The 20,283-nt window shown below is 39.9% G+C and carries 17 protein-coding genes; 14 read left to right on the forward strand and 3 right to left on the reverse strand.

Annotated elements, in window-relative coordinates; translation table 11 throughout:
* The first annotated feature begins 2 nt into the window (after window positions 1-2).
* The 9 genes from F0Q01_RS01820 to F0Q01_RS01860 all read left to right on the forward strand — a co-directional run bounded on the left by F0Q01_RS01820 (window position 3) and on the right by F0Q01_RS01860 (window position 8,304).
* A complete protein-coding gene (locus F0Q01_RS01820) occupies window positions 3-746 on the forward strand; it encodes a class I SAM-dependent DNA methyltransferase (RefSeq protein ID WP_090485609.1) in 744 nt (247 codons plus the stop codon).
* Between the two features lie 48 nt (window positions 747-794).
* Window positions 795-1,664 (forward strand): Hsp33 family molecular chaperone HslO, encoded by an 870-nt coding sequence (gene hslO / locus F0Q01_RS01825; protein ID WP_090485612.1) that lies wholly within the window; start codon window positions 795-797, stop codon window positions 1,662-1,664.
* A gap of 107 nt (window positions 1,665-1,771) precedes the next feature.
* Window positions 1,772-3,502 carry a L,D-transpeptidase family protein gene (locus F0Q01_RS01830; protein ID WP_090485615.1) on the forward strand — a complete coding sequence of 577 codons (1,731 nt, stop codon included), beginning with the start codon at window positions 1,772-1,774 and terminating at the stop codon, window positions 3,500-3,502.
* A 45-nt stretch (window positions 3,503-3,547) separates the two neighbouring features.
* Entirely contained in the window at window positions 3,548-4,603 is a 1,056-nt protein-coding gene (hisC, locus tag F0Q01_RS01835) for a histidinol-phosphate transaminase (RefSeq protein WP_090485618.1), read from the forward strand.
* A gap of 38 nt (window positions 4,604-4,641) precedes the next feature.
* Window positions 4,642-5,115: a COG2426 family protein gene (locus tag F0Q01_RS01840; RefSeq protein WP_090485621.1), complete on the forward strand. Its 474-nt coding sequence runs from the start codon at window positions 4,642-4,644 to the stop codon at window positions 5,113-5,115.
* A 16-nt stretch (window positions 5,116-5,131) separates the two neighbouring features.
* Entirely contained in the window at window positions 5,132-5,317 is a 186-nt protein-coding gene (locus F0Q01_RS01845; RefSeq protein ID WP_090151898.1) for a hypothetical protein, read from the forward strand.
* Window positions 5,296-5,496 (forward strand): DUF6472 family protein, encoded by a 201-nt coding sequence (locus F0Q01_RS01850; protein ID WP_090151896.1) that lies wholly within the window; start codon window positions 5,296-5,298, stop codon window positions 5,494-5,496. The genes F0Q01_RS01845 and F0Q01_RS01850 overlap by 22 nt, the downstream gene beginning before the upstream one ends.
* Before the next feature lie 41 nt (window positions 5,497-5,537).
* On the forward strand, window positions 5,538-7,193 hold the full coding sequence (locus tag F0Q01_RS01855; RefSeq protein ID WP_090485624.1) for a GH25 family lysozyme: 1,656 nt from the start codon (window positions 5,538-5,540) through the stop codon (window positions 7,191-7,193).
* Between the two features lie 181 nt (window positions 7,194-7,374).
* Window positions 7,375-8,304, forward strand: coding sequence for a hypothetical protein (locus F0Q01_RS01860; RefSeq protein WP_090485628.1), 930 nt, complete (start codon window positions 7,375-7,377; stop codon window positions 8,302-8,304).
* A gap of 99 nt (window positions 8,305-8,403) precedes the next feature.
* On the opposite strand, the gene F0Q01_RS01865 is transcribed toward F0Q01_RS01860, so the two are convergent.
* Window positions 8,404-10,044, reverse strand: a complete 1,641-nt coding sequence (locus tag F0Q01_RS01865; protein ID WP_090151886.1) for an ABC-F family ATP-binding cassette domain-containing protein — start codon at window positions 10,042-10,044, stop codon at window positions 8,404-8,406.
* 210 nt (window positions 10,045-10,254) lie between these two features.
* Here F0Q01_RS01865 and F0Q01_RS01870 point away from each other — a divergent pair, with 210 nt between their 5' ends.
* The 5 genes from F0Q01_RS01870 to F0Q01_RS01890 all read left to right on the forward strand — a co-directional run bounded on the left by F0Q01_RS01870 (window position 10,255) and on the right by F0Q01_RS01890 (window position 17,864).
* The gene (locus F0Q01_RS01870; RefSeq protein ID WP_090151883.1) at window positions 10,255-12,558 is read left to right on the forward strand and encodes a RelA/SpoT family protein; all 2,304 of its coding nucleotides are present in this window, start codon (window positions 10,255-10,257) and stop codon (window positions 12,556-12,558) included.
* Window position 12,559: 1 nt separating this feature from the next.
* Window positions 12,560-13,183 carry an MBL fold metallo-hydrolase gene (locus tag F0Q01_RS01875; RefSeq protein WP_090151880.1) on the forward strand — a complete coding sequence of 208 codons (624 nt, stop codon included), beginning with the start codon at window positions 12,560-12,562 and terminating at the stop codon, window positions 13,181-13,183.
* Between the two features lie 133 nt (window positions 13,184-13,316).
* Window positions 13,317-14,756, forward strand: coding sequence for a coproporphyrinogen dehydrogenase HemZ (gene hemZ / locus F0Q01_RS01880; RefSeq protein WP_090487581.1), 1,440 nt, complete (start codon window positions 13,317-13,319; stop codon window positions 14,754-14,756).
* Window positions 14,747-16,006: a histidine--tRNA ligase gene (gene hisS, locus F0Q01_RS01885; protein ID WP_090485631.1), complete on the forward strand. Its 1,260-nt coding sequence runs from the start codon at window positions 14,747-14,749 to the stop codon at window positions 16,004-16,006. The genes hemZ and hisS overlap by 10 nt, the downstream gene beginning before the upstream one ends.
* Before the next feature lie 172 nt (window positions 16,007-16,178).
* A complete protein-coding gene (locus F0Q01_RS01890) occupies window positions 16,179-17,864 on the forward strand; it encodes a methyl-accepting chemotaxis protein (RefSeq protein WP_163927105.1) in 1,686 nt (561 codons plus the stop codon).
* 98 nt (window positions 17,865-17,962) lie between these two features.
* Here F0Q01_RS01890 and F0Q01_RS01895 read toward each other — a convergent pair whose 3' ends face one another.
* Window positions 17,963-18,487 (reverse strand): flavin reductase, encoded by a 525-nt coding sequence (locus F0Q01_RS01895; RefSeq protein WP_090485637.1) that lies wholly within the window; start codon window positions 18,485-18,487, stop codon window positions 17,963-17,965.
* Window positions 18,488-18,502: 15 nt separating this feature from the next.
* Entirely contained in the window at window positions 18,503-20,215 is a 1,713-nt protein-coding gene (locus F0Q01_RS13960) for an EAL domain-containing protein (protein WP_163927107.1), read from the reverse strand.
* Between the last annotated feature and the right edge of the window lie 68 nt (window positions 20,216-20,283).

The following is a 20,283-nucleotide window of genomic DNA, read 5'->3' on the forward strand; positions in this document are numbered from 1 at the left end:
AGATGGAAGCTTATACAGGCTTTGCCACTGTCTACGATAGGTACATGGATAACGTGCCTTATGACACATGGGCTACAAATATTAAGACTTTATTTGAAAAATATAATATGCCGATGGAAATCGTTTGTGACCTGGGCTGCGGTACTGGGCAGATGACCAGACGCCTTAAGGCTATGGGTTACGATATGATTGGAATAGATGTTTCTTATGACATGCTGATGGAGGCGCAGACTTCAGAGGATTCCGATGGAATCCTTTATCTATGTCAGGACATGCGTGAGTTTGAGCTCTATGGTACTGTTGGTGCTGTTGTGAGTCTTTGCGATAGTATTAATTATTTGAGAGACACTGATGAGCTTTTGCAGGTATGCAAGCTTGTTAACAATTATCTCGACCCTAAGGGACTTTTTATTTTTGATGTTAAGACTGAGCATTATTATAGAGAGCTTGGGTGCAAGACTATAGCAGAAAATCGTGATGAAGGAAGCTTTATCTGGGAAAATGAATATGACCCAGAAACTGGCGATAACAGTTATTATTTGACAATCTATGAGGAAAATGAAGATGGAACCTTTGACAGATACGAAGAGGAACACCTTCAGCATGCGTTTACTCAGGAAGAGATTATAGATGCCATAAAATCAAGCGGTCTTGAATTGCTTGAGGTATGTGATGTAAACACTATGGGAGAGCCTTCTTCTGATAGTGATAGATTATATTTTGTAGCAAGAGAAATTACTAAATAATATTTACAGCTAATTTGATTATAAGTATCTAGAGAGGAGTACATTTAGATGAGTGATTATATAGTTAGAGCTACAGCGGCAAATGATGCAATCAGAGCATTTGCCATTACAAGTAAGGATATGGTAGAGGAGGCCAGAAGTAGACATAATACTTCGCCTATAGTTACAGCAGCCCTGGGAAGAATGCTTTCAGCAGGTTCTATGATGGGCGTTATGTTAAAGGGCGAGGATGACCTTGTGACTCTTCAGATTCAGGGCAGCGGTCCAATGAAGGGTATTACAGTTACTGCCAATAGCAAGGGTCAGGTTAAGGGCTTTCCTAACGTGGCTGTAGTGGATTTGCCACCAAAGAATGGCAAGCTTGACGTAGGCGGCGCAATCGACCTTGGTATTATGCGTGTTATCAAGGACATGGGGCTTAAGGACCCATACGTAGGTACAGTAGAGCTTCAGACAGGTGAGATAGCTGAGGATTTGACATATTATTATGCTGTTTCAGAGCAGATTCCTTCTACAGTTGGCTTAGGTGTTCTTATGAACAAGGACAATACAGTCAATTGTGCAGGCGGATTTATTGTTCAGCTTATGCCATTTACTCCAGAGGAAGTTATTGCTCAGATTGAGGAGAATCTCAAGACACTTCCATCTGTTACAGACATGTTGTCTGCTGGCAAGACTCCAGAGGAGATGCTTCAGACAGTGTTAGCTGGGCTTGATGTGGAATTTATGGAAACATACCCTGTTTGTTATAAGTGCGATTGTTCAAGAGAGAGAGTAATTAAGAGCCTTGCATCCCTTGGCAAGGAGGATATGGACGAGATAATTGCAGATGGAAAGCCAGTTGAGGTAAAGTGTCAGTTCTGCAATGAAGCCTATGAATTTTCTATCGATGAACTTAAAGGTTTTAGAAAAAACTAAAATTTTGATGGAAAACTATCCATTGCGTCAAATAAAACTGGGCTTTTTTTGAAAAGTTTATATGGTTTTATGGATTTTTTTCGTGTAAACTGATTCTCGGAGTTATTATGTCTATTTTTAGAGGTAAAATGATGAGCACTAGTAAAAAAGATAAGGGTCAAAAGAAATCTTTTAGCAAGGCGGCTATGCTTAAGGCTGGCATTATAGCAGGAGCATTGCTGATTATTTATCTTGCTGGATGTATTTATTTTAATGACCATTTCTATATTCGAAGCAAAGTTAATGGTGTTGGAGCTTCTTTTAAGGATGCTCAGGGCACATACGACAAAATTATCAATAGCGCAGACCACTACAACATTACATTTGTAGATGGAGATGGCAATGTAGTTAATGAAGTTAGCTCTGCAGATTTAGGTGTAGGAGTTAACTATCAGGTAGATCAGGTTCAGCTTCTTCTTGATAGCCAGACAGGTTTTAACTGGGTTGGTAGATTATTTGTTCCAGCTGAGTATTACACAGCCACAGGCAATTCTTATGATGCCACAAAAGTTAAATCAGTTGCTTCTTCACTTGATTTTAGCGGACAGCAGTCTACTACAGAGTCTCAGGATGCTTACATCGATTTTGATGGCAGCCAGTTTGTTGTTGTTGATGAGGTATATGGTGACAGAATCGATGAAGAGGGCGTAGAGGCAGCCATCATCGATGCTGTCGAGAATCTCAAGACAGAAATTAATATTTCTGATGGCACATGTTATCACAAGCCAGCAGTACTTGCTGAGGATGATAATATCAATGCTGCAGTTGATGTTTTAAACGGATATATGAATACAGCTATCCACTATGACCTTGGTGAGGGACTCACAGAGGAAATCCCTGTAGCAACTAAGGCTACATGGTTTACATGGGATGATGATTTCAATGTTACATTTAATAGAGATGCAATAGGCGAGTATGTTAATTCCATGGGTGAGAAATACAACACCTACGGCAAGGCTAAGCCATTTATAACCACATCTGGGGAGGAGATTTCAGTTCCAGCAGGTTCATTTGGTTGGAAGATTGCATACGATGGTGAGATTGATCAGATTATAGCTGACCTTACTGCAGGTGATGATGTTACTAGAGACTTTACATATCTTTACCGTGGTACCAGCCATGGAGAGCATGACTATGGTAATTCCTATGTAGAGGTTAATCTTTCTGAGCAGCATGCATACGTATATAAGGATGGCCAGATGGTCATTGATTCAGATTTTGTATCTGGTAATATTTCTGCAGGTAATGGCACTCACACAGGCGTATATCCTATTGCCTACAAGGAAAAGGATGCTACACTTCGCGGCGACAATTATGCTACACCTGTTGATTATTGGATGCCATTTAATATGGGCGAGGGCCTTCACGATGCTAAGTGGCGCTCTAGCTTTGGTGGTAGTATTTACAAGACTAGTGGTAGCCATGGATGTATCAACTTACCAAAGGACAAGGCTAAGGAGATATTCGAAACAGTAGAGGCAGGATGGCCTGTTATCGTATTCTATACAGGTAATACTGAGCAAGATAATTACTTGATTGTAAATCCTCAGATCAAGGTGCAGCAGCTTATTGCAGAAATTGAAGCAGTTACTCTTGAATCAGAGGCCCAGATTGTTTCTGCAAGAATCCAGTACGATGCACTTTCTGATGAGCAGAAGGCAGAGGTTACTAATTACCAGGATCTTGTCAATGCAGAGCTTCAGCTTATTACACTTAAGCAGCAGGCAGGATTAGATGCAGGGGCTCAGGAGCCTGCTCCAGAGGTAGCTCCAGAAGTAGCACCTGTTCCTGCAGAATAGATTACATATTGACCACTTTTAACTAGCATTACATGAGGAAGAATAATGAAAAATTGGAAGGACAATGTTCGAAAAGTAGTACCTTATACACCTGGAGAACAGCCAAAAGCTAAAGTAATTAAGCTTAACACCAATGAAAATCCATACCCACCAAGTCCTTTGGTGGGTAATGCTATTTCCGGTGTTACTTTGGATTCTTTTAGAAAGTATCCAGACCCAGCCTGTGATATTTTGATATCTGCTATTGCTAAATATCACGGATTTGACAAGGAAAACGTATTTGTTGGAGTAGGTTCTGATGATGTGTTAGCCATGGGCTTTCTCACATTTTTTAATTCAAATGAGCCTGTTTTATTCCCAGATATTACATATTCTTTTTATGATGTTTGGGCTGAGTTGTTTAGGATTCCATATGTGGTTAAGCCACTTGATGATGATTTCAAAATCATAGCATCTGACTATGAGGGCTCATGCGGAGGTATTGTGATTCCTAATCCAAATGCTCCAACTGGCGTAGCTGAGCCTGTGTCATTCTTCGAGGATATTATTAAGGCTCATCCTGAGTGTGTAGTTATTATTGATGAGGCTTATGTTGATTTTGGCTCTCAGTCTTGCATTGAGCTCACTAGGAAATACGACAATGTACTTGTTGTTCGTACATTCTCTAAGTCACGTGCCATGGCAGGCAACCGTATCGGTTATGCCGTGGGTTCAAAGGAGCTTATCAAGTATCTTTCAGATTGCAAGTTCTCATTTAACTCATATACTATGGACACCATAACTCTTGCAGCTGGTGTTGCATCTATCGAGGATGATGAGTATTTCAAGGAAAGAGTTCAGGACGTTATTGCTACAAGAGAGTGGACCAAGGGTCAGCTTAGTGAACTTGGATTTTCTTTCCCAGATTCAAAGAGCAATTTTATTTTTGCTAAGCATGAATCAGTGGATGCAGTACATATTTTTGAGGAGCTTAAGAAGAGGGGCATATATGTCCGTCACTTTTCTAAGCCAGAGCGCATAGCGGATTATTTGCGTATATCTATTGGCACAGACGAGGAGATGCGCACATTTATCGCTGAATTAAGTAAAATAGTTAAATAGCACAGTTTTATTGTGATTTTATATTAAGGAGTTTATTTATGATTCATTATTTAATTGCTTTTTTGATTTCTATGGTACCTTTGATTGAGCTTAGAATTGCTGTTCCTTATGCTCTTGGCCATCATCTTGATGTAATACCAAGTTATATCATTTGTATTATTGGTAATATGATTCCTGTTCCTATTATTTTCTTTTATGCAAGAAAGGTTTTGGAGTGGGGCAAGGATAAAAAAGGAATAGGTAAGTTCTTTACTTTTTGTTTGGAAAAAGGCCACAAAGGTGGTGTTAAATTAAAGGAAAAGACAGGCAAAGGTTTGTATTTTGCATTATTTTTATTTGTAGGCATTCCAGTTCCTGGTACTGGCGCATGGACAGGTACACTTGCAGCATCAATTCTTGATATGGATTTTAAGAGAAGTGTTAGAGCTATAATCTGCGGTGTTGTTCTTGCTGGTGTAATTATGGGCCTTGGCATGAAGATTGTTATGTTTTTAGCTGGTTTGTTTGTATAATATAAGAGGATTTTAGATGAATGTAGTAGAATTTATTGTTAATGTTACAGCTATTTTTTCAGGTTTGTTTATTTATATTGGAGTTATTAAGTCTGAGTGGGGCAAGAAGCATGCACACCATCAGTATTTGATTATGCTTGGTGCAGTACTTGCTGGCGCATTAATTGGAGGAGTCTTAAGATGGCTACTAGTGGTAAGGTAAAGGGCCAGACTGCTTGTGAATACTGTAATAATTTCGTCTGGGACGAGGAGGATGAGCAGTATTATTGTGAGATGGACATGGATGAAGATGACTATGTCCGCCTAGTTACTGGCCATTATAGCGAGTGTCCATATTTTGTTAATGGAGACGAATATAAGGTAGTTAGACACCAGATGTAGTTATGTGTTATTATAGGAGTAAGTTTGTATAGGAGGTAAAAATGGAGAATTTTAAAATGAAAAAATTATTTAAGAGAATAGTGTCATTTGCAATAGCGGTTGCAGTGACTTTATCAGTGTCTGTTACTGCTAAGGCAGCTACAGCAGGTATCGATGTTTCTAAATATCAGGGGGCTATTAACTGGTCAGCAGTTGCTGCTTCTGGTATTTCTTTTACATTTATTAAGGCAGGAAGCACAAATAAGGGAATGGACCCATATTTTGTTTCAAATGTACAGGGTGCTCAGGCAGCTGGTGTTCGTACTGGTGTATATATTTATTCATACGCTACAACTCCAGAGGCTGCAGCAGCAGAGGCAGAGTTGCTTCTTCAGTGGATTGAGCCATACAATATCAACTTCCCAGTAGCTATTGATATTGAGGATAATGTACAAAAGGGACTTGATGCTGGTACATGTACAGCTATTGCTAATACATTCTGCAGCATTGTTTCACAGGCAGGTTACACACCAATCGTTTACACATACACTAACTTCTACAAGTCACACTTTACATCAGGTCTTGCTTATGACAAGTGGATTGCACAGTATGCAGATCACAACGACACACCAGGTTGGGCTATTTGGCAGTATTCTTCAAGCGGATCAGTTCCAGGAATCGCTGGCCGTGTAGATATGAATACAGCAGCTAAGGATTATACAGCATTTATCCCAGCAGTAGGTCTTCTTGATATGGGAGCTGGCAATGTATACTTCTTCAACAACTATCGTAGACAGTTTGGTTGGGTAGATGTTGCAGGTGTTAAGTATCATACAGATCCTACAACAGGTATCGTAACTACAGGTTGGTTTGCTGATGAGACTGGTTCATATTACTTTACACCAGGCACAGCTAACGCAGCAGTAGGTCTTAATACAATTGATAATGGTATTTATTACTTCAATGAGGCTGCACAGCTTCAGACAGGTTGGTTAGAGCTTGATGGATTTACATTCTTCTTTAACCCAGCAGAAAATGGTAAGCTTTTCACTGGTTGGTGGTCAGATCCAGCGGTTGGTACTCGTTACTTAGATACAACTGATGGTCACATGCTTACAGGTCTTTCTGTAATTGGCAAGGATATGTACTTCTTCAATGAGCAGGGTCTCCTTCAGACAGGATGGATCGATGTTCAGGGTGCTACATATATGTTCAATCCTAACGACAACGGTAAGATGTACAAGGGATGGTGGACAGACCCAACAGGTACATACTACTTAGATGCAGTAGATGCTCATAGAGTGACTGGCCTTACATCAATCGATGGTTCAGTTTACTACTTCAATGAGACAGGTCAGATGCAGGTAGGTGCTGTCAATGTTGGCGGTGTTACATACTTCTTTGGCGCAGACGGTAAGATGCAGACAGGTATTCAGGCAGTAGGAGATGCTACATACTTCTTCGGAGCTGACGGTGCTATGGCTACAGGCTTTATCCAGACAAAGGACGGTATTTACTACGCTGGCGCTGATGGTAAGCTTGTAATTGGTCAGGCAGTTCAGATTGGTGCTGGTCAGTACTTGTTCGGAGCTGATGGTAAGATGGTTGTTAATCAGGTAGTACAGATTGGCAATACATTATATCAGACAGATGAGACTGGTCTTGTAGTTGCAGCTGCTCCTGCACCACAGGCTACTATTACAACAAAAGCAAAATAATTTAATAAAAAACTATTGCCATCTGGCTTGGAGAAATCCTTGTCAGATGGCTTTTTTATTTGATGTTTCTATATCAGAAAAGTAAAATTTTAAAAAGTTATAAGTATTTGCCTAATACCTATTGACAAGTAGTAAAATAATTATTATTATATCATCAATAACTTAGGAAAGGATAATAGTTATGAACAAGACGCTTAATGTTATTTATGAAGAGGTAGCAGAAGTTACAGGCTTGTCAATTGATGAGAGGACGGAGACACTGATTGGTGTTTGTAATGGATATCATCTTACAATTGGTTTGAAAGATAATGTATATGTAATGTATGCTTCTGCTAGAAAAAACGGAAGTCTTCCTGATAAGGAATTTACCAAAGAGGCTAGGAAGGCTATCGAGGGAGTGCGATCAGTTACTATTCAAGGAAATAATATTGCCGTCTGGATTGCTGGAGCTTCAAAAAATAAAGTAATAGCAAATATGATAGCTGCTATAAATGGTGCTACAGAATACTTTAGAGCAAATGGATATGAGGATGTCTGTGAGTGCTGTGGCAAGCCTATGGATTCGATTAATGTTTATAACATTAGTGGTGGGATTAGTTTTCTCTGTGAGGATTGCTATGCTAAGATTAATCAATCTCTTAAAGAAGCTCAGTTTGATGAAGAAAATACAGAAGAAAATGTATTAGGTGGATTTTTTGGTGCACTTTGCGGTAGCATTGTAGGCGCTATTGTTATTGTGATTGTTGCCCAGCTTGGATATGTGGCAGTATTATCAGGTATTGTTATGGGCGTAACAACAATCTATGGTTATGAGAAACTTGGAAAAAAGCTTTCTGGTAAGGGAGTTGCCATTAGTGCACTTGTAATGATTGCAATGGTATTTGTGGCAGAGATTGTGCAGTGGAATATAGTTTTTTCTAGAGAAATTGGAATAGATTTCTTTGATGGTCTTAGTATATTTGGAACATTCCTTGGGGATGGTGAGATTAAGACAGATTTTATTATATCGTTGATGGAATCTTATGCATTTACAGCACTTGGTGCTATTCCTACAATCTATAGCTCATTAAAAAAGAAAAGAGTTGCTTACGATGTATATCAAATGCAGTAATAAGAGCAAATTAAAATGACTAGCAGATTCTGCTAGTCATTTTTGTTTGCCACAGCGCACCCATTGCCGAAGGCAATTTTCAATGTGCGCTTTCCCGCATTAGTCATCATTAAGCTCGTCATCAGAAAGCTCAAGGACTGCACGCTTACGAGCCATCTCATCAGATTCAAGATACTCGTCGTATGTAGTCATCTTATCAATCATCTGTCCGTTAGGAAGAATCTCTATGATACGATTAGCTGTTGTCTGTACGATTTCGTGGTCACGAGAAGAGAAGAGGATAACACCTGAGAACTTCTGGAGACCAGTATTGAGTGCTGTGATACTTTCCATATCAAGGTGGTCAGTAGGCTCATCAAGCATAAGTACGTTAGAATTCTCAATCATCATACGTGAAAGAAGAACACGTACCTTTTCACCACCGGATAATACCTTCATCTTCTTAGCACCGTCATCACCAGCGAAAAGCATACGTCCAAGGAAACCACGTACATAAGTGGCATCCTTAATCTCAGAGAACTGTGTAAGCCAATCTACGATTAAAAGGTCAGTGCTGAAGATTTCTGTATTGTCCTTAGGGAAGTAAGACTGGCTTGTTGTAACGCCCCACTTGTAGCTTCCCTCATCTGGCTCCATCTCGCCAGCGAGAATCTGGAACAATACTGTCTTAGCCTTTTCGTTAGAACCAACGAAAGCAATCTTATCTTCACGACCAACATTGAATGAAAGGTGATCTAAGATAAGCTCACCGTCGATAGTCTTAGTAAGATTTTCAACGGAAAGAACCTCGTTACCAATCTCACGAGCTGGTCTAAAGTCGATATATGGATACTTACGGCTTGAAGGACGGATGTCATCAAGCTGAATCTTTTCAAGTGCACGCTTACGAGATGTAGCCTGCTTAGATTTAGAAGCGTTAGCAGAGAATCGCTGGATGAACTCCTGTAATTCCTTAATCTGCTCTTCCTTTTTCTTGTTAGCTTCCTTACGCTGCTGGATAATGAGCTGTGAACTCTGATACCAGAAATCGTAGTTACCAGCGTAGAGCTGAATCTTGCCATAATCGATATCTGCTGTATGTGTACATACCTTATTAAGGAAGTAACGGTCATGGGATACAACGATAACTGTATTTTCAAAGTTGATAAGGAACTCCTCTAACCAACCGATAGCATCTAAATCAAGGTGGTTAGTAGGCTCATCAAGAAGGAGTACATCAGGTGAACCAAAAAGTGCACGAGCAAGAAGAATCTTGACCTTAAGGGCACCAGGAAGCTCGGACATGAGAGTGTAGTGGAACTCTGTGTCTACACCAAGACCATTTAAAAGTGTAGCTGCATCAGACTCTGCATTCCAACCATCCATCTCTGCAAACTCAGTCTCAAGCTCAGCTGCGCGGATACCATCCTCGTCTGAGAAGTCTTCCTTCATATAGATAGCGTCCTTTTCCTTCATAATGTCATAGAGACGCTGGTTACCCATGATAACAGTATCAAGAGCTGTAAACTCATCATATTTGAAGTGATCCTGCTCTAAGAATGAAAGTCTGTTGCCAGGGCTCATTGTAATCTCGCCGCTTGTAGGCTCCAACTGGCCAGATAAAATCTTAAGGAAGGTAGACTTACCAGCACCGTTAGCACCGATGATACCGTAGCAGTTACCTTCAGTAAATTTGATATTAACTTCTTCGAAAAGGGCCTTTTTGCCAAAACGAAGAGTAACATTATTTGCTTGAATCATTATTACTTTCCTTTCTCTATACAAAAAAACAAGTTGGAAAACTAGGCATGCCAAAGTAAGTCCAACTAATAAAATCAAAACCTGTGTAATGATACCAAAAAAATGCAAAAATGTCTAGAAAATTGCAACTTTTTGGGAATTGTGAATGTTGCTTTTTGCAATGTTAAATTATATAATATTTAATAAAATTTTTGGGAAGGTGGTGATACCGTGGCAGAAAAGACAAAGACAGAATTAGAAACACTAGAACGCAAGATTTCTGTGGAAAATCGCGGTGTCATAGCAACAGCTGACTTTGTAGACCCTGAGGAGCTCTACAAGGAGCTTATTGCGCGTGTGCAAAAGTACCACCCAAATACTGACATTTCTATGATTGAGAAGGCTTATCAGATTGCGTCCAAGGCCCATGAGGGACAGATGCGCAAGTCCGGTGAGCCTTATATTATACATCCACTTTGCGTAGCTATTATTTTGGCTGACTTGGAGCTTGATAAAGAGACTATTGTAGCAGGTATCCTTCATGACGTGGTAGAGGACACAATCCTCAGCAAGGAGGAGATTGCTGAAGAGTTTTCCGAGGAAGTTGCAGAGCTTGTAGATGGAGTCACCAAATTAGGCCAGTTGAGCTACGATGCCGACAAGGTAGAAATCCAGGCAGAGAATCTTCGTAAGATGTTTCTTGCCATGGCCCGTGATATTAGAGTTATCCTTATTAAGCTTGCAGATAGACTTCACAACATGCGTACACTCAAGTACATGAAGCCTGAGAAGCAAAAGGAAAAGGCCAGAGAGACTATGGAGATATATGCTCCTTTGGCTCAGAGACTTGGTATCAGCAAGGTAAAAATAGAGCTGGATGACTTATCTCTTAAGTATTTAGAGCCAGAGGCATATTATGACCTTGTTGAAAAGATAGCCCTTAGAAGAAATCAGCGTACTGAGTACATTAATTCACTGGTAGATGATGTTGCTAAGCACATCAAAGAAGCTGATATTCAGGCTGATGTATATGGCCGAGCTAAGCATTTCTTTAGTATCTATAAGAAGATGGTGAATCAGAACAAGACCATCGATCAGATATATGACTTATTTGCAGTACGTATCATAGTTGATTCTATCAAGGACTGTTATGCAGCTCTTGGCGTTATACATGAGATGTACACCCCAATTCCAGGCCGTTTTAAGGACTACATTGCTATGCCAAAGCCTAATATGTATCAGTCTTTGCATACTACAGTCATCGGACCTAATGGAGCACCATTTGAGATTCAGATTCGTACATACGAGATGCACCGCACTAGCGAATACGGTATCGCTGCTCACTGGAAATACAAGGAGAGCGGTGAGGGTTCATCAGTTGTAGGCGAAGAGGAGAAGCTTTCATGGCTTAGAGAGATTCTTGAGTGGCAGCAGGAGATTTCCGACAATAAGGAATTCTCGTCTTTATTAAAATCAGATTTAAATTTATTCTCAGATACAGTATTCTGTTTTACTCCTAGTGGAGATGTTAAGAATTTGCCTAACGGCTCTACACCTATCGATTTTGCCTACGCTATTCACTCGGCAGTAGGTAATAGGATGATTGGTGCCAAGGTCAATGGCAAGCTGGTTCCAATAGACTATGAGATTCAAAATGGTGACAGAATTGAGATTGTCACATCTCAGAATACTAATGGACCTAGCCGTGACTGGCTCAATATTGTTAAGTCTTCTCAGGCTAAGAATAAGATTAACCAGTGGTTTAGAACTCAATCCAAGGACGAGAATATTGCAAAAGGTAAGGAACTTCTTATCAATTCTGCTAAGCAAAAGGGCTTTGATTTAGGTGATCTTAATAAGCCAAAGTATCAGGAGCTTATTAAGAATAAATTTGGATTCCATAGCTGGGAGGATACACTTGCAGCTATTGGTCAGGGAGCCATCAAAGAAGGTAATGTTATTAACCGCATGCATGCTGCATGGGAGAAGGATCATCCTGTTAAGGTTACAGATGAAGAGGTTCTTGCCGAGCATTCTGGAACTGGAGAGAAGATTCGTCCTAAGTCTAAAAATGGCATTACTGTCAGCGGACTTTACGATGTATCTGTTCGTTTCTCTAAGTGTTGTAATCCAGTGCCAGGTGATGAGATTGTTGGCTTTGTCACAAGAGGACGTGGTGTTTCCATCCATCGTACCGATTGTATCAATATGATTAATCTTCCTGATTTTGAAAAGGAGCGTCTCATTGAGGCCGAGTGGGCTCAGGATGCTGAAGATGATGGACAAAAGGGCGGAGTTTACCTTACAGAGATTAATATTTATGGAAACAATCGTACAGGACTTCTTGTTGATATTACCCGTATATTTACAGAGAGAGAAATCGATATAGATTCAATTCACTCTAAGACTAGCAAGCAGGGTGTGGCTACTATCACCATAAAGTTTGGTACCCACAGCAAGGAGCAGCTTAGAGCTCTTGTAGAGAAGATTAAGCAGGTTGAATCAATCATCGATGTTGAGAGAACTAGAGGATAAAATGAAAGTTGCACATGTACTTCTTCCTGTTTGCGCAATGAATTGTTATTTGGCAATCAATGATGCGACAGGAGAATCAATTATTGTTGATCCAGGCTCTTCCCCAGAGCGAATAAAAAAAGCTGTTGAGGCATCTGGTGCTAGACCGGTTGCTATCATTCTTACCCATGGTCATTTTGATCATGTGGGAGCGGCAGAGGAGATTGCAGGAGAATATGGTATCAAGGTATACGCATACGAGGGAGAGCGAGAGACTCTTGAGAATCCTTCAGTGAATTTGTCCGCAGATATGATTTTCAAGCCAAAGGCTTATCATGTAGATGTATATCTTAAGGATGAGCAGGAGGTAGAGCTTGCAGGACTTAAGTTTAAGTGCCTTGCTACACCAGGACATACGCCTGGGGGATGCTGCTTCTACTTTGCTGATGCAGGTCTTGTATTTACAGGAGATACACTTTTCTGTGGTTCTGTTGGACGTACAGATTTCCCTGGCGGTTCTATGGCCCAGCTTGTTGATAGTATAAAAAATAAGCTTATGGTACTACCTGATGATACAATCTGCTATCCAGGTCATGAGAGCGCCACTACCATTGGAGATGAAAAAATATATAATCCATATCTGTAGAAAATGCTATAATCCGTTACACTATTAAGCTTTTGTAATACTCTGCTTGGCAAGAAAGCTTTGCATGAGTATCACAAAGAAATTGGTAGCTGCGGATTATATTTTTTGCAAGAAATTAAATAAGGAATTAATTATGATTTATATCAAGTTAAACGAAGACAATTTTGAATATGACATATATTCTCTGGTTAAGGCCTTCTATCCTAAGGAGGATGTGAGGATTGGCACAGATGAGGCTCCTGTTGATGAGGATGTAAGCTTCACTATGGATGTTAAATACGCAGACCATGTGCTTACCCTTGATGGGAAAGAAGTGGAGATAGACTATTCCAATCGACCTGATACCAAGAATCGCCTGAAGCTTGCTATATATAAGAGCCTCAGTGAGCGTACTGGCAAGACTCTACCTTGGGGAACTCTTACGGGAATTCGTCCTACTAAAATTTCTCTTGGAATGATTGAGGAGGGGGCTAGTGATGATGAGATTACTTCATACATGAAGGATACTTATCTTACCTCACAGGAGAAGATTGATCTGAGTCTTGAGGTTTCCCACAAGGAACATGAGCTTCTTTCAAAAATTGATTATGACAATGGATATTCAGTATATATAGGAATTCCATTTTGTCCTAGCACATGTCTTTACTGTTCATTCACTTCATATCCAATAGGACTTTGGATGAAAAAGCTTGATGATTATATTGATGCCCTAGAAAAAGAGATGGCATTTACAGCTGAGGCTTGCAAGGGTAAAAGTTTAACCACGATTTACATTGGAGGCGGGACACCTACTTCACTAGATGCAGAGCATTTAGAGAGATTACTATCTCTCATAGATAAATACTTTGATACAAAGTCTTTGCTGGAATATACAATAGAGGCGGGACGCCCTGATTCCATCACCTATGAGAAGCTTCAGGTGATGAAGAATCACCCGGTATCTAGAATTTCCATTAACCCACAGACTATGAATCAAAAGACTCTAGACTTAATAGGTCGATTCCACAAGGTGGAGGACATTCATAGAGTTTATGGTTGGGCCAAGGAACTTGGATTTGAAAATATAAATATGGATTTAATTTTAGGATTACCTGGCGAGACTATTGAGGATGTTCAGTATACATTGTCTGAGGTAGAAAAACTTAGTCCAGATAATCTGACAGTTCATTCCCTTGCGCTTAAGCATTCAGCTAGGCTCAACTACGACAAGGAAGCCTACGAGGATTACCTCGTAGAGAACTCTCAAAAGCATATGGATATATGCCTTGAGGCAGCTAGACGGATGGATATGGAACCATACTATCTATACCGTCAAAAGAACATGGCTGCCAATCTGGAAAACATCGGATATGCTAAGGAAGGAAAAGAAGGCCTTTATAATATCTTGATAATGGAAGAAAAACAAACTATAATGGCTCTTGGTTGCGGCACGGCCTGCAAGTTTGTTACAGACCATGGCAAGACAGTTACAAGATGTGAAAATGTCAAGGACGTTCAGCTATATATGGACAGAATTGATGAGATGATAGAAAGAAAAAGAGAAAGACTTAGAGAGGATTTGAAATGGCTTTAAACAAGAAACCAGTTAACGGAATGAAGGATATTCTCCCTTATGAGATGGAGGTTCGCGATTACGTAACTTCTATAATTAAGGATACATATCGTTCTTTTGGATTTACACCAATTGAGACACCAGCTATGGAGTCAATTGGCAATTTATCAAACAAGCAGGGTGGAGAAAATGAAAAGCTTATCTTCAAGGTAATGAAGAGAGGCGAGAAGCTCAACATTGCTGAGGCTACTACAGAGGAGCAGGTTGTTGACTTTGGTATGAGATATGACCTTACAGTTCCACTTTGTAGATTCTATTCTAACCATGCTAATGAGCTTACATCTCCATTTAAGGCTCTTCAGATTGGTTCCGTATGGAGAGCTGACAGACCACAGCGTGGCCGTTATCGTCAGTTTACTCAGTGCGATATCGATATTCTTGGTGAGCCTAGTAATTTGGCAGAGATTGAGCTTATTCTTGCTACAACAACTACTCTTGGTCGTATCGGTTTCAAGAACTTTGAGATTCGTATAAATGAGCGCCGTATTCTCAAGGCTATGGCAGCTTACGCTGGCTTTTCTGAGGAGGATTATGATTCTATCTTCATTACTCTTGATAAGATGGATAAAATCGGTCTCGATGGAGTTTCAGCAGAGCTTCTTGAGGCAGGCTACTCTAAAGAGTCTATCGACAAGTACGTAGGCCTCTTTGCAGCACTTGAGGGTGTTAAGGATGTGGCAGCAGGCATGGAAGTTCTCCTTGATAAGCTTGGTGAGTTCCTTGATACAGAGGTCGCAGATTGGATGCGTGAGATTGCTACAGCAGTTAACGCTACAAAGGAAGCACAGTTTGAGCTTGTATTTGATCCTACACTTGTACGTGGTATGAGCTATTATACAGGTACTATTTTTGAGATTGCTATTCCAGAGTTTGGAGGAAGCTGTGGTGGCGGCGGACGCTACGACAAGATGATTGGCAATTTCACAGGCCAGAATACTCCAGCATGTGGTTTCTCAATCGGATTTGAGCGTATTATCCTTCTTCTTATGGAGCAGGGATTTAAGGTGCCAGGTGCTAATAAAAAGGTGGCTTACCTTGTAGAAAAGGGCTATCCAGCTGAGAAGCTTGCAGAGGTTATGGCTCAGGCCAAGGCTGCAAGAGAGCAGGGGCAGACAGTTCTTGTTGTTCGTATGAACAAGAACAAGAAGTTCCAGAAGGAACAGCTTACAAACGAAGGTTACGAAGAGTTTGTTGAGTTCTTCAATAGATAATTATATATGTATGAATATAAGGCAACTGTCAGGAATTGGGCAGTTGCTTTTTCATTATTTATTCACAGAATAGACCACATTTTAGTTTATAATGACGACAGTTGGTCTCGCTAGCTTTGTTGGGGTATATTGTTCGATCAATAGAAGGGAGATGATTAACGGAGGGTTTTTCATGGAAAAGAAAAGCAAAGCGATGTCCCTTAAAGTCATGTTGATCGGTTTGGTTATACTAGCATTATTACTAGTTGGTTTTGCTGCAACACTTGTTGGTGTTATTAACCTAAGGCGTGGTATGGAGGACGAGGTTGAAACAGGTGTGGCTGCAGCTTGTAAATCTTATGCAATGGTATTGCAGTACACAAGAGACGATGATGTATCAGAAACTAGCACACTAGAAGAGGATATGTATAGTCAGACAGGTTATGATTATACATATTTTGTAGGAGATACTAGAGAACGTTCTAGTATTGATGGAGTAGTAGGAACAAAGGCTTCAGACGCAGTTATCGAGGCTGTATTAAAGAATAAGCAGAGTTATTCAGCGTCTAACGTAGTTATTAATGGTGAAAAATTCTACGTGGCTTATGAACCTTTGATAGATGAAAATACAGGTGAGGTTTATGGTATGGCTTTTGTAGGCCAGCCAAAGATTCTTATCTCAAATTATATAAATGATAGAATAAAATGGATGATTACTTTGGCTGGAGGGATTATCATTGCATTTACTATTTTGATGATGATATATGTAATGCAGATAGTTAAAGCCATAGATGAAAATGTTAAGGCAGTTCGCCAGATGGCTACAGGAGATTTGGCTATCAAACTAACGGATAAGGTTAAAAACCGTAAGGATGAACTGGGAGAAATGTCATCGGCCCTATTTGATATGGCGGGCAAAATAAGAAGCGTAATCGGAAATGCAAGGGTGTCCTCAGATGAAGTGGATAATTCCGCAGAGTACTTATACACAACGGTACAAAGTATCACTGAAACAGCGGACAATGTAACAACTGCAGTTGCACAGGTTGCAACAGGAGCATCAAGCCAGGCTGAGTCTTTGCAGTCTGCTGTGGAGAGTGTAAATGATATTAATACAGCTATAGAGCTTATTACTGACAATACTAAGCAGATGCAGGGTCTTGCAGATTCTATGCAGGAAAATTCTAAGGCGAGTCAGGACAAGCTGTCAGAGCTTAGGGCATCTACAAGAGAAAGTATTACAGCTATTGATGGTATAGTTGAGCTGATTGGAAATACTAACTCAGCGGTTACTACTATCAGTGAAGCTGTTAAAATAATTGATGCAATTGCAGCTCAGACTAATCTGCTTTCATTAAATGCCAGCATTGAGGCGGCAAGAGCGGGTGAGGCTGGCAAGGGATTTGCTGTTGTTGCAGATGAGATAAGACAGCTTGCAGACCAGTCTGCAGAGGCTGCTGGAAATATTCAAGAGGCTATGAAGGGACTGGCATCCGATTCCACAAAGACAATGGAAGAGGCTGGCAATGTTCAGGAGACAATTAGCAAACAGCGTTCTACAATCCATAGGACTATTGAGCAGGTAGATGCACTCATTGGAAATATCAACGATTCAATTAGATTAACAAGAGAGATTGTAGAGAATGTAGATAAATCAGAAAAAGCAAGTCAGGTTATCTCTGATACAATTACAAATCTTTCATCTATTTCTCAGGAAAATGCTGCAAGCTCCGAGGAGACAAGAGCTTCTATGCAAGAATTATCAGATACGATGGATGTGCTTTCTAACAAGGCTAATGGACTTAATGAAATCGCTAAGGTACTTGATAATGAGATGGCATTTTTCCAATATCAGGAGCAGTTATTAGTACAAGGCTAATGCCTGGGCTTAACTAATAAGAAGTAGGTTCAAAGGGTATAAATAAAAGCGCTAGAGATTAATTTCTCTGGCGCTTTTATTGTAGCTTAATAAAATATTTACCTTGCTCTGATATCAAGGATTTCTCCAATATACATGGTGTGGAAATCATCCATGTGCCGTTCAGTATATTGCTCATCTAGAATCTTTGGGTCAACGATAGTGTTTTCTGTCATTGGCACAGCGGCAATCTTTCTGCAAAGGATGATGAAGTTGGCGCCGTCAATATATGGAGCGTTCATGGCGTGCTCAATTTCTACTTTGCACTGGGCTAACTTGTCCTCGTTTCGACCGCTGAGTTGATCTAAAACTTTCATAAGCTGAACATTGCTTTTTTCGGACATATCAAAGAAGCAGGCAGAGAAATATTCACTGTCATCTATCAGCTGCTTGGTGTAGCGGGTGTTGCGCAAGAATGCGTATACAACATTTTTACCCCAAATGTGACCAACCCCTCCGTTGTGAGAAGAGGTTGCGTTTACTTTGCCGTTTGCTTCTGCAACAATAGCTATACCTTCTTCGGCCAGTTTCTTGATAGGGTTCCACTCTAGCATATCGATTGGATAAGGTTGAAATGTGTGCATATAATCTCTCCTTTTCTATAGATTGTGCTGTTGAATGAATTTCAAAAATTCATGCTCAGGAAGTGGTCTTGAGAAATAGAATCCCTGGATGTAATCAACACCAAGTGTTTTCATTTCTTCAAGGGAATCTGAAGTCTCAATTCCTTCGGCTATGATTTTTATGCCCATTGAATGGGCCATTTCTATAACTGTTTTAACAATGGCTTTTGCCTTTGGATTAATGAAATATTCGTCGGTTAGGTGCTTATCTAGCTTAACAATGACAACTGGCATATCGATGATGTAGTTAAGATTAGAGGAGCCGGAGCCAAAATCATCAAGAGAAAATGATAAACCTTCTTCCTCAAGCTTTTTCATATTTGCAAAGAGATTCTCCTGACTGTGGATGGAGTTGGTCTCTGTTATTTCTAAATTAATGAATTCCGCTGAAATGTTGTATTCTTTAAGCATTTCTAAAAATCTGTTGACGAAAAGAGGATTTTCCCCCTGTTTCACTGAAAGGTTAAGCTCTACATGTTCTACGCCAAGTCTATCTATGTGATAGGATTTTAAAAATGAGAGAGCCTTTCTGTAGATTGTATCTGAAAGAGGAATGATTCTACCTGATGCTTCAACAATAGGAATGAACTCATCAGGATAAATCAAGGAGTCGTCCCCTAGCCGGATACGAACCAATGCTTCTGCGGTTGTATATTTGTTTTTGGCTATATCGAAAATAGGTTGGTAATGAACCTCTATTCGATCATTTTCCATGGCTTCCACAACCATTTTTTCAACAGCCTTGCTATGTCTTACAGTTGCCATGATTTCATCATTTACAATGACTTCATTTCCAGTAAGCTTGTTCCTATCGTTTGGAATAAAGCCGGTGAGAAGAAGTATCAGTTCATCAGCATTGCTTGAGATATTTGAGTCTGGAACAATGGTATAAAAAGGACTCAAAAGTGTGATGGCATTGCTGACATCAGGATTGTCCTGAATAGATTGAAAATATGTGTTGATTCTAAATTTGGTGCTCTCAACAAAATCCATATTTTCAAAAACTAATACGAAGTATCCTTCTGCAGTATCGAAAATTTTTGCTGTATCAACTGTAAAGAGAAATTCTGAAAGCTTTGAAATAGTGGTGCGAAGCAGCTTGTTTTCATTGGCTGAATCTGCCACCGTTCTAAAGGAAATCATCATAACAGAAAAGCCTTTTCTGGATTGATAAAGGTAATCAAAATAATCTCGGATAACAGCTGAGCTAAAGTGTCCGGTACGTCTAGAAAGAGAACTTTGGGGATTCTCCAACTCAAAATACATTATAAGTGCGCCTATACAGCTGGCGTAGCTTACAATAAGAACTTTTGGATCCAAAAACTGGATAATAGCAGAAACGCTCCAGATGGCCATCCAAATTAAAAGCATGTTGCTCTTTTTTTGCTTGATATGATGCCTTAGTACTACTGTGGAAATGCCAGTTGTAAAAATATAAAAAGATACAAATATATAGGTAGCGATGGTAGCTGGGCCATAGGAATAGAGCTTGACTCCGTCGTAGTAAATTTGGATAGGAAGATACATGGTGATAATCATTCCAATTACACACACTACCTGATAGAGAGTGCCCAGCATTTTCTCGTGCTTGCTTCCATAGTATTCAAATACATCTGCAGTGGTGTAAAAGAGGACGCTAAATGAAACTACCTGTAAGGATAGAAGATATAGCTTACATATTAAATACACCAATGTATCGCTGAATCGATTTGAATGTACAATAAAATAGCAGGATGCAATATCTAAAAGGACACATC

It is taken from the genome of Pseudobutyrivibrio xylanivorans, assembly GCF_010906925.1.
Classification (GTDB): Bacteria; Bacillota; Clostridia; order Lachnospirales; family Lachnospiraceae; genus Pseudobutyrivibrio.

Excerpts from the sequence above, each read along its gene's own strand:
- F0Q01_RS01820 (WP_090485609.1), top strand. The coding sequence starts at position 3 with ATGGAAGCTTATACAGGCTTTGCCACTGTCTACGATAGGTACATGGAT.
- hslO (WP_090485612.1), top strand. The coding sequence starts at position 795 with ATGAGTGATTATATAGTTAGAGCTACAGCGGCAAATGATGCAATCAGA.
- F0Q01_RS01830 (WP_090485615.1), top strand. The coding sequence starts at position 1,772 with ATGTCTATTTTTAGAGGTAAAATGATGAGCACTAGTAAAAAAGATAAG.
- hisC (WP_090485618.1), top strand. The coding sequence starts at position 3,548 with ATGAAAAATTGGAAGGACAATGTTCGAAAAGTAGTACCTTATACACCT.
- F0Q01_RS01840 (WP_090485621.1), top strand. The coding sequence starts at position 4,642 with ATGATTCATTATTTAATTGCTTTTTTGATTTCTATGGTACCTTTGATT.
- F0Q01_RS01845 (WP_090151898.1), top strand. The coding sequence starts at position 5,132 with ATGAATGTAGTAGAATTTATTGTTAATGTTACAGCTATTTTTTCAGGT.
- F0Q01_RS01850 (WP_090151896.1), top strand. The coding sequence starts at position 5,296 with ATGGCTACTAGTGGTAAGGTAAAGGGCCAGACTGCTTGTGAATACTGT.
- F0Q01_RS01855 (WP_090485624.1), top strand. The coding sequence starts at position 5,538 with ATGGAGAATTTTAAAATGAAAAAATTATTTAAGAGAATAGTGTCATTT.
- F0Q01_RS01860 (WP_090485628.1), top strand. The coding sequence starts at position 7,375 with ATGAACAAGACGCTTAATGTTATTTATGAAGAGGTAGCAGAAGTTACA.
- F0Q01_RS01865 (WP_090151886.1), bottom strand. The coding sequence starts at position 10,044 with ATGATTCAAGCAAATAATGTTACTCTTCGTTTTGGCAAAAAGGCCCTT.
- F0Q01_RS01875 (WP_090151880.1), top strand. The coding sequence starts at position 12,560 with ATGAAAGTTGCACATGTACTTCTTCCTGTTTGCGCAATGAATTGTTAT.
- hemZ (WP_090487581.1), top strand. The coding sequence starts at position 13,317 with ATGATTTATATCAAGTTAAACGAAGACAATTTTGAATATGACATATAT.
- hisS (WP_090485631.1), top strand. The coding sequence starts at position 14,747 with ATGGCTTTAAACAAGAAACCAGTTAACGGAATGAAGGATATTCTCCCT.
- F0Q01_RS01890 (WP_163927105.1), top strand. The coding sequence starts at position 16,179 with ATGGAAAAGAAAAGCAAAGCGATGTCCCTTAAAGTCATGTTGATCGGT.
- F0Q01_RS01895 (WP_090485637.1), bottom strand. The coding sequence starts at position 18,487 with ATGCACACATTTCAACCTTATCCAATCGATATGCTAGAGTGGAACCCT.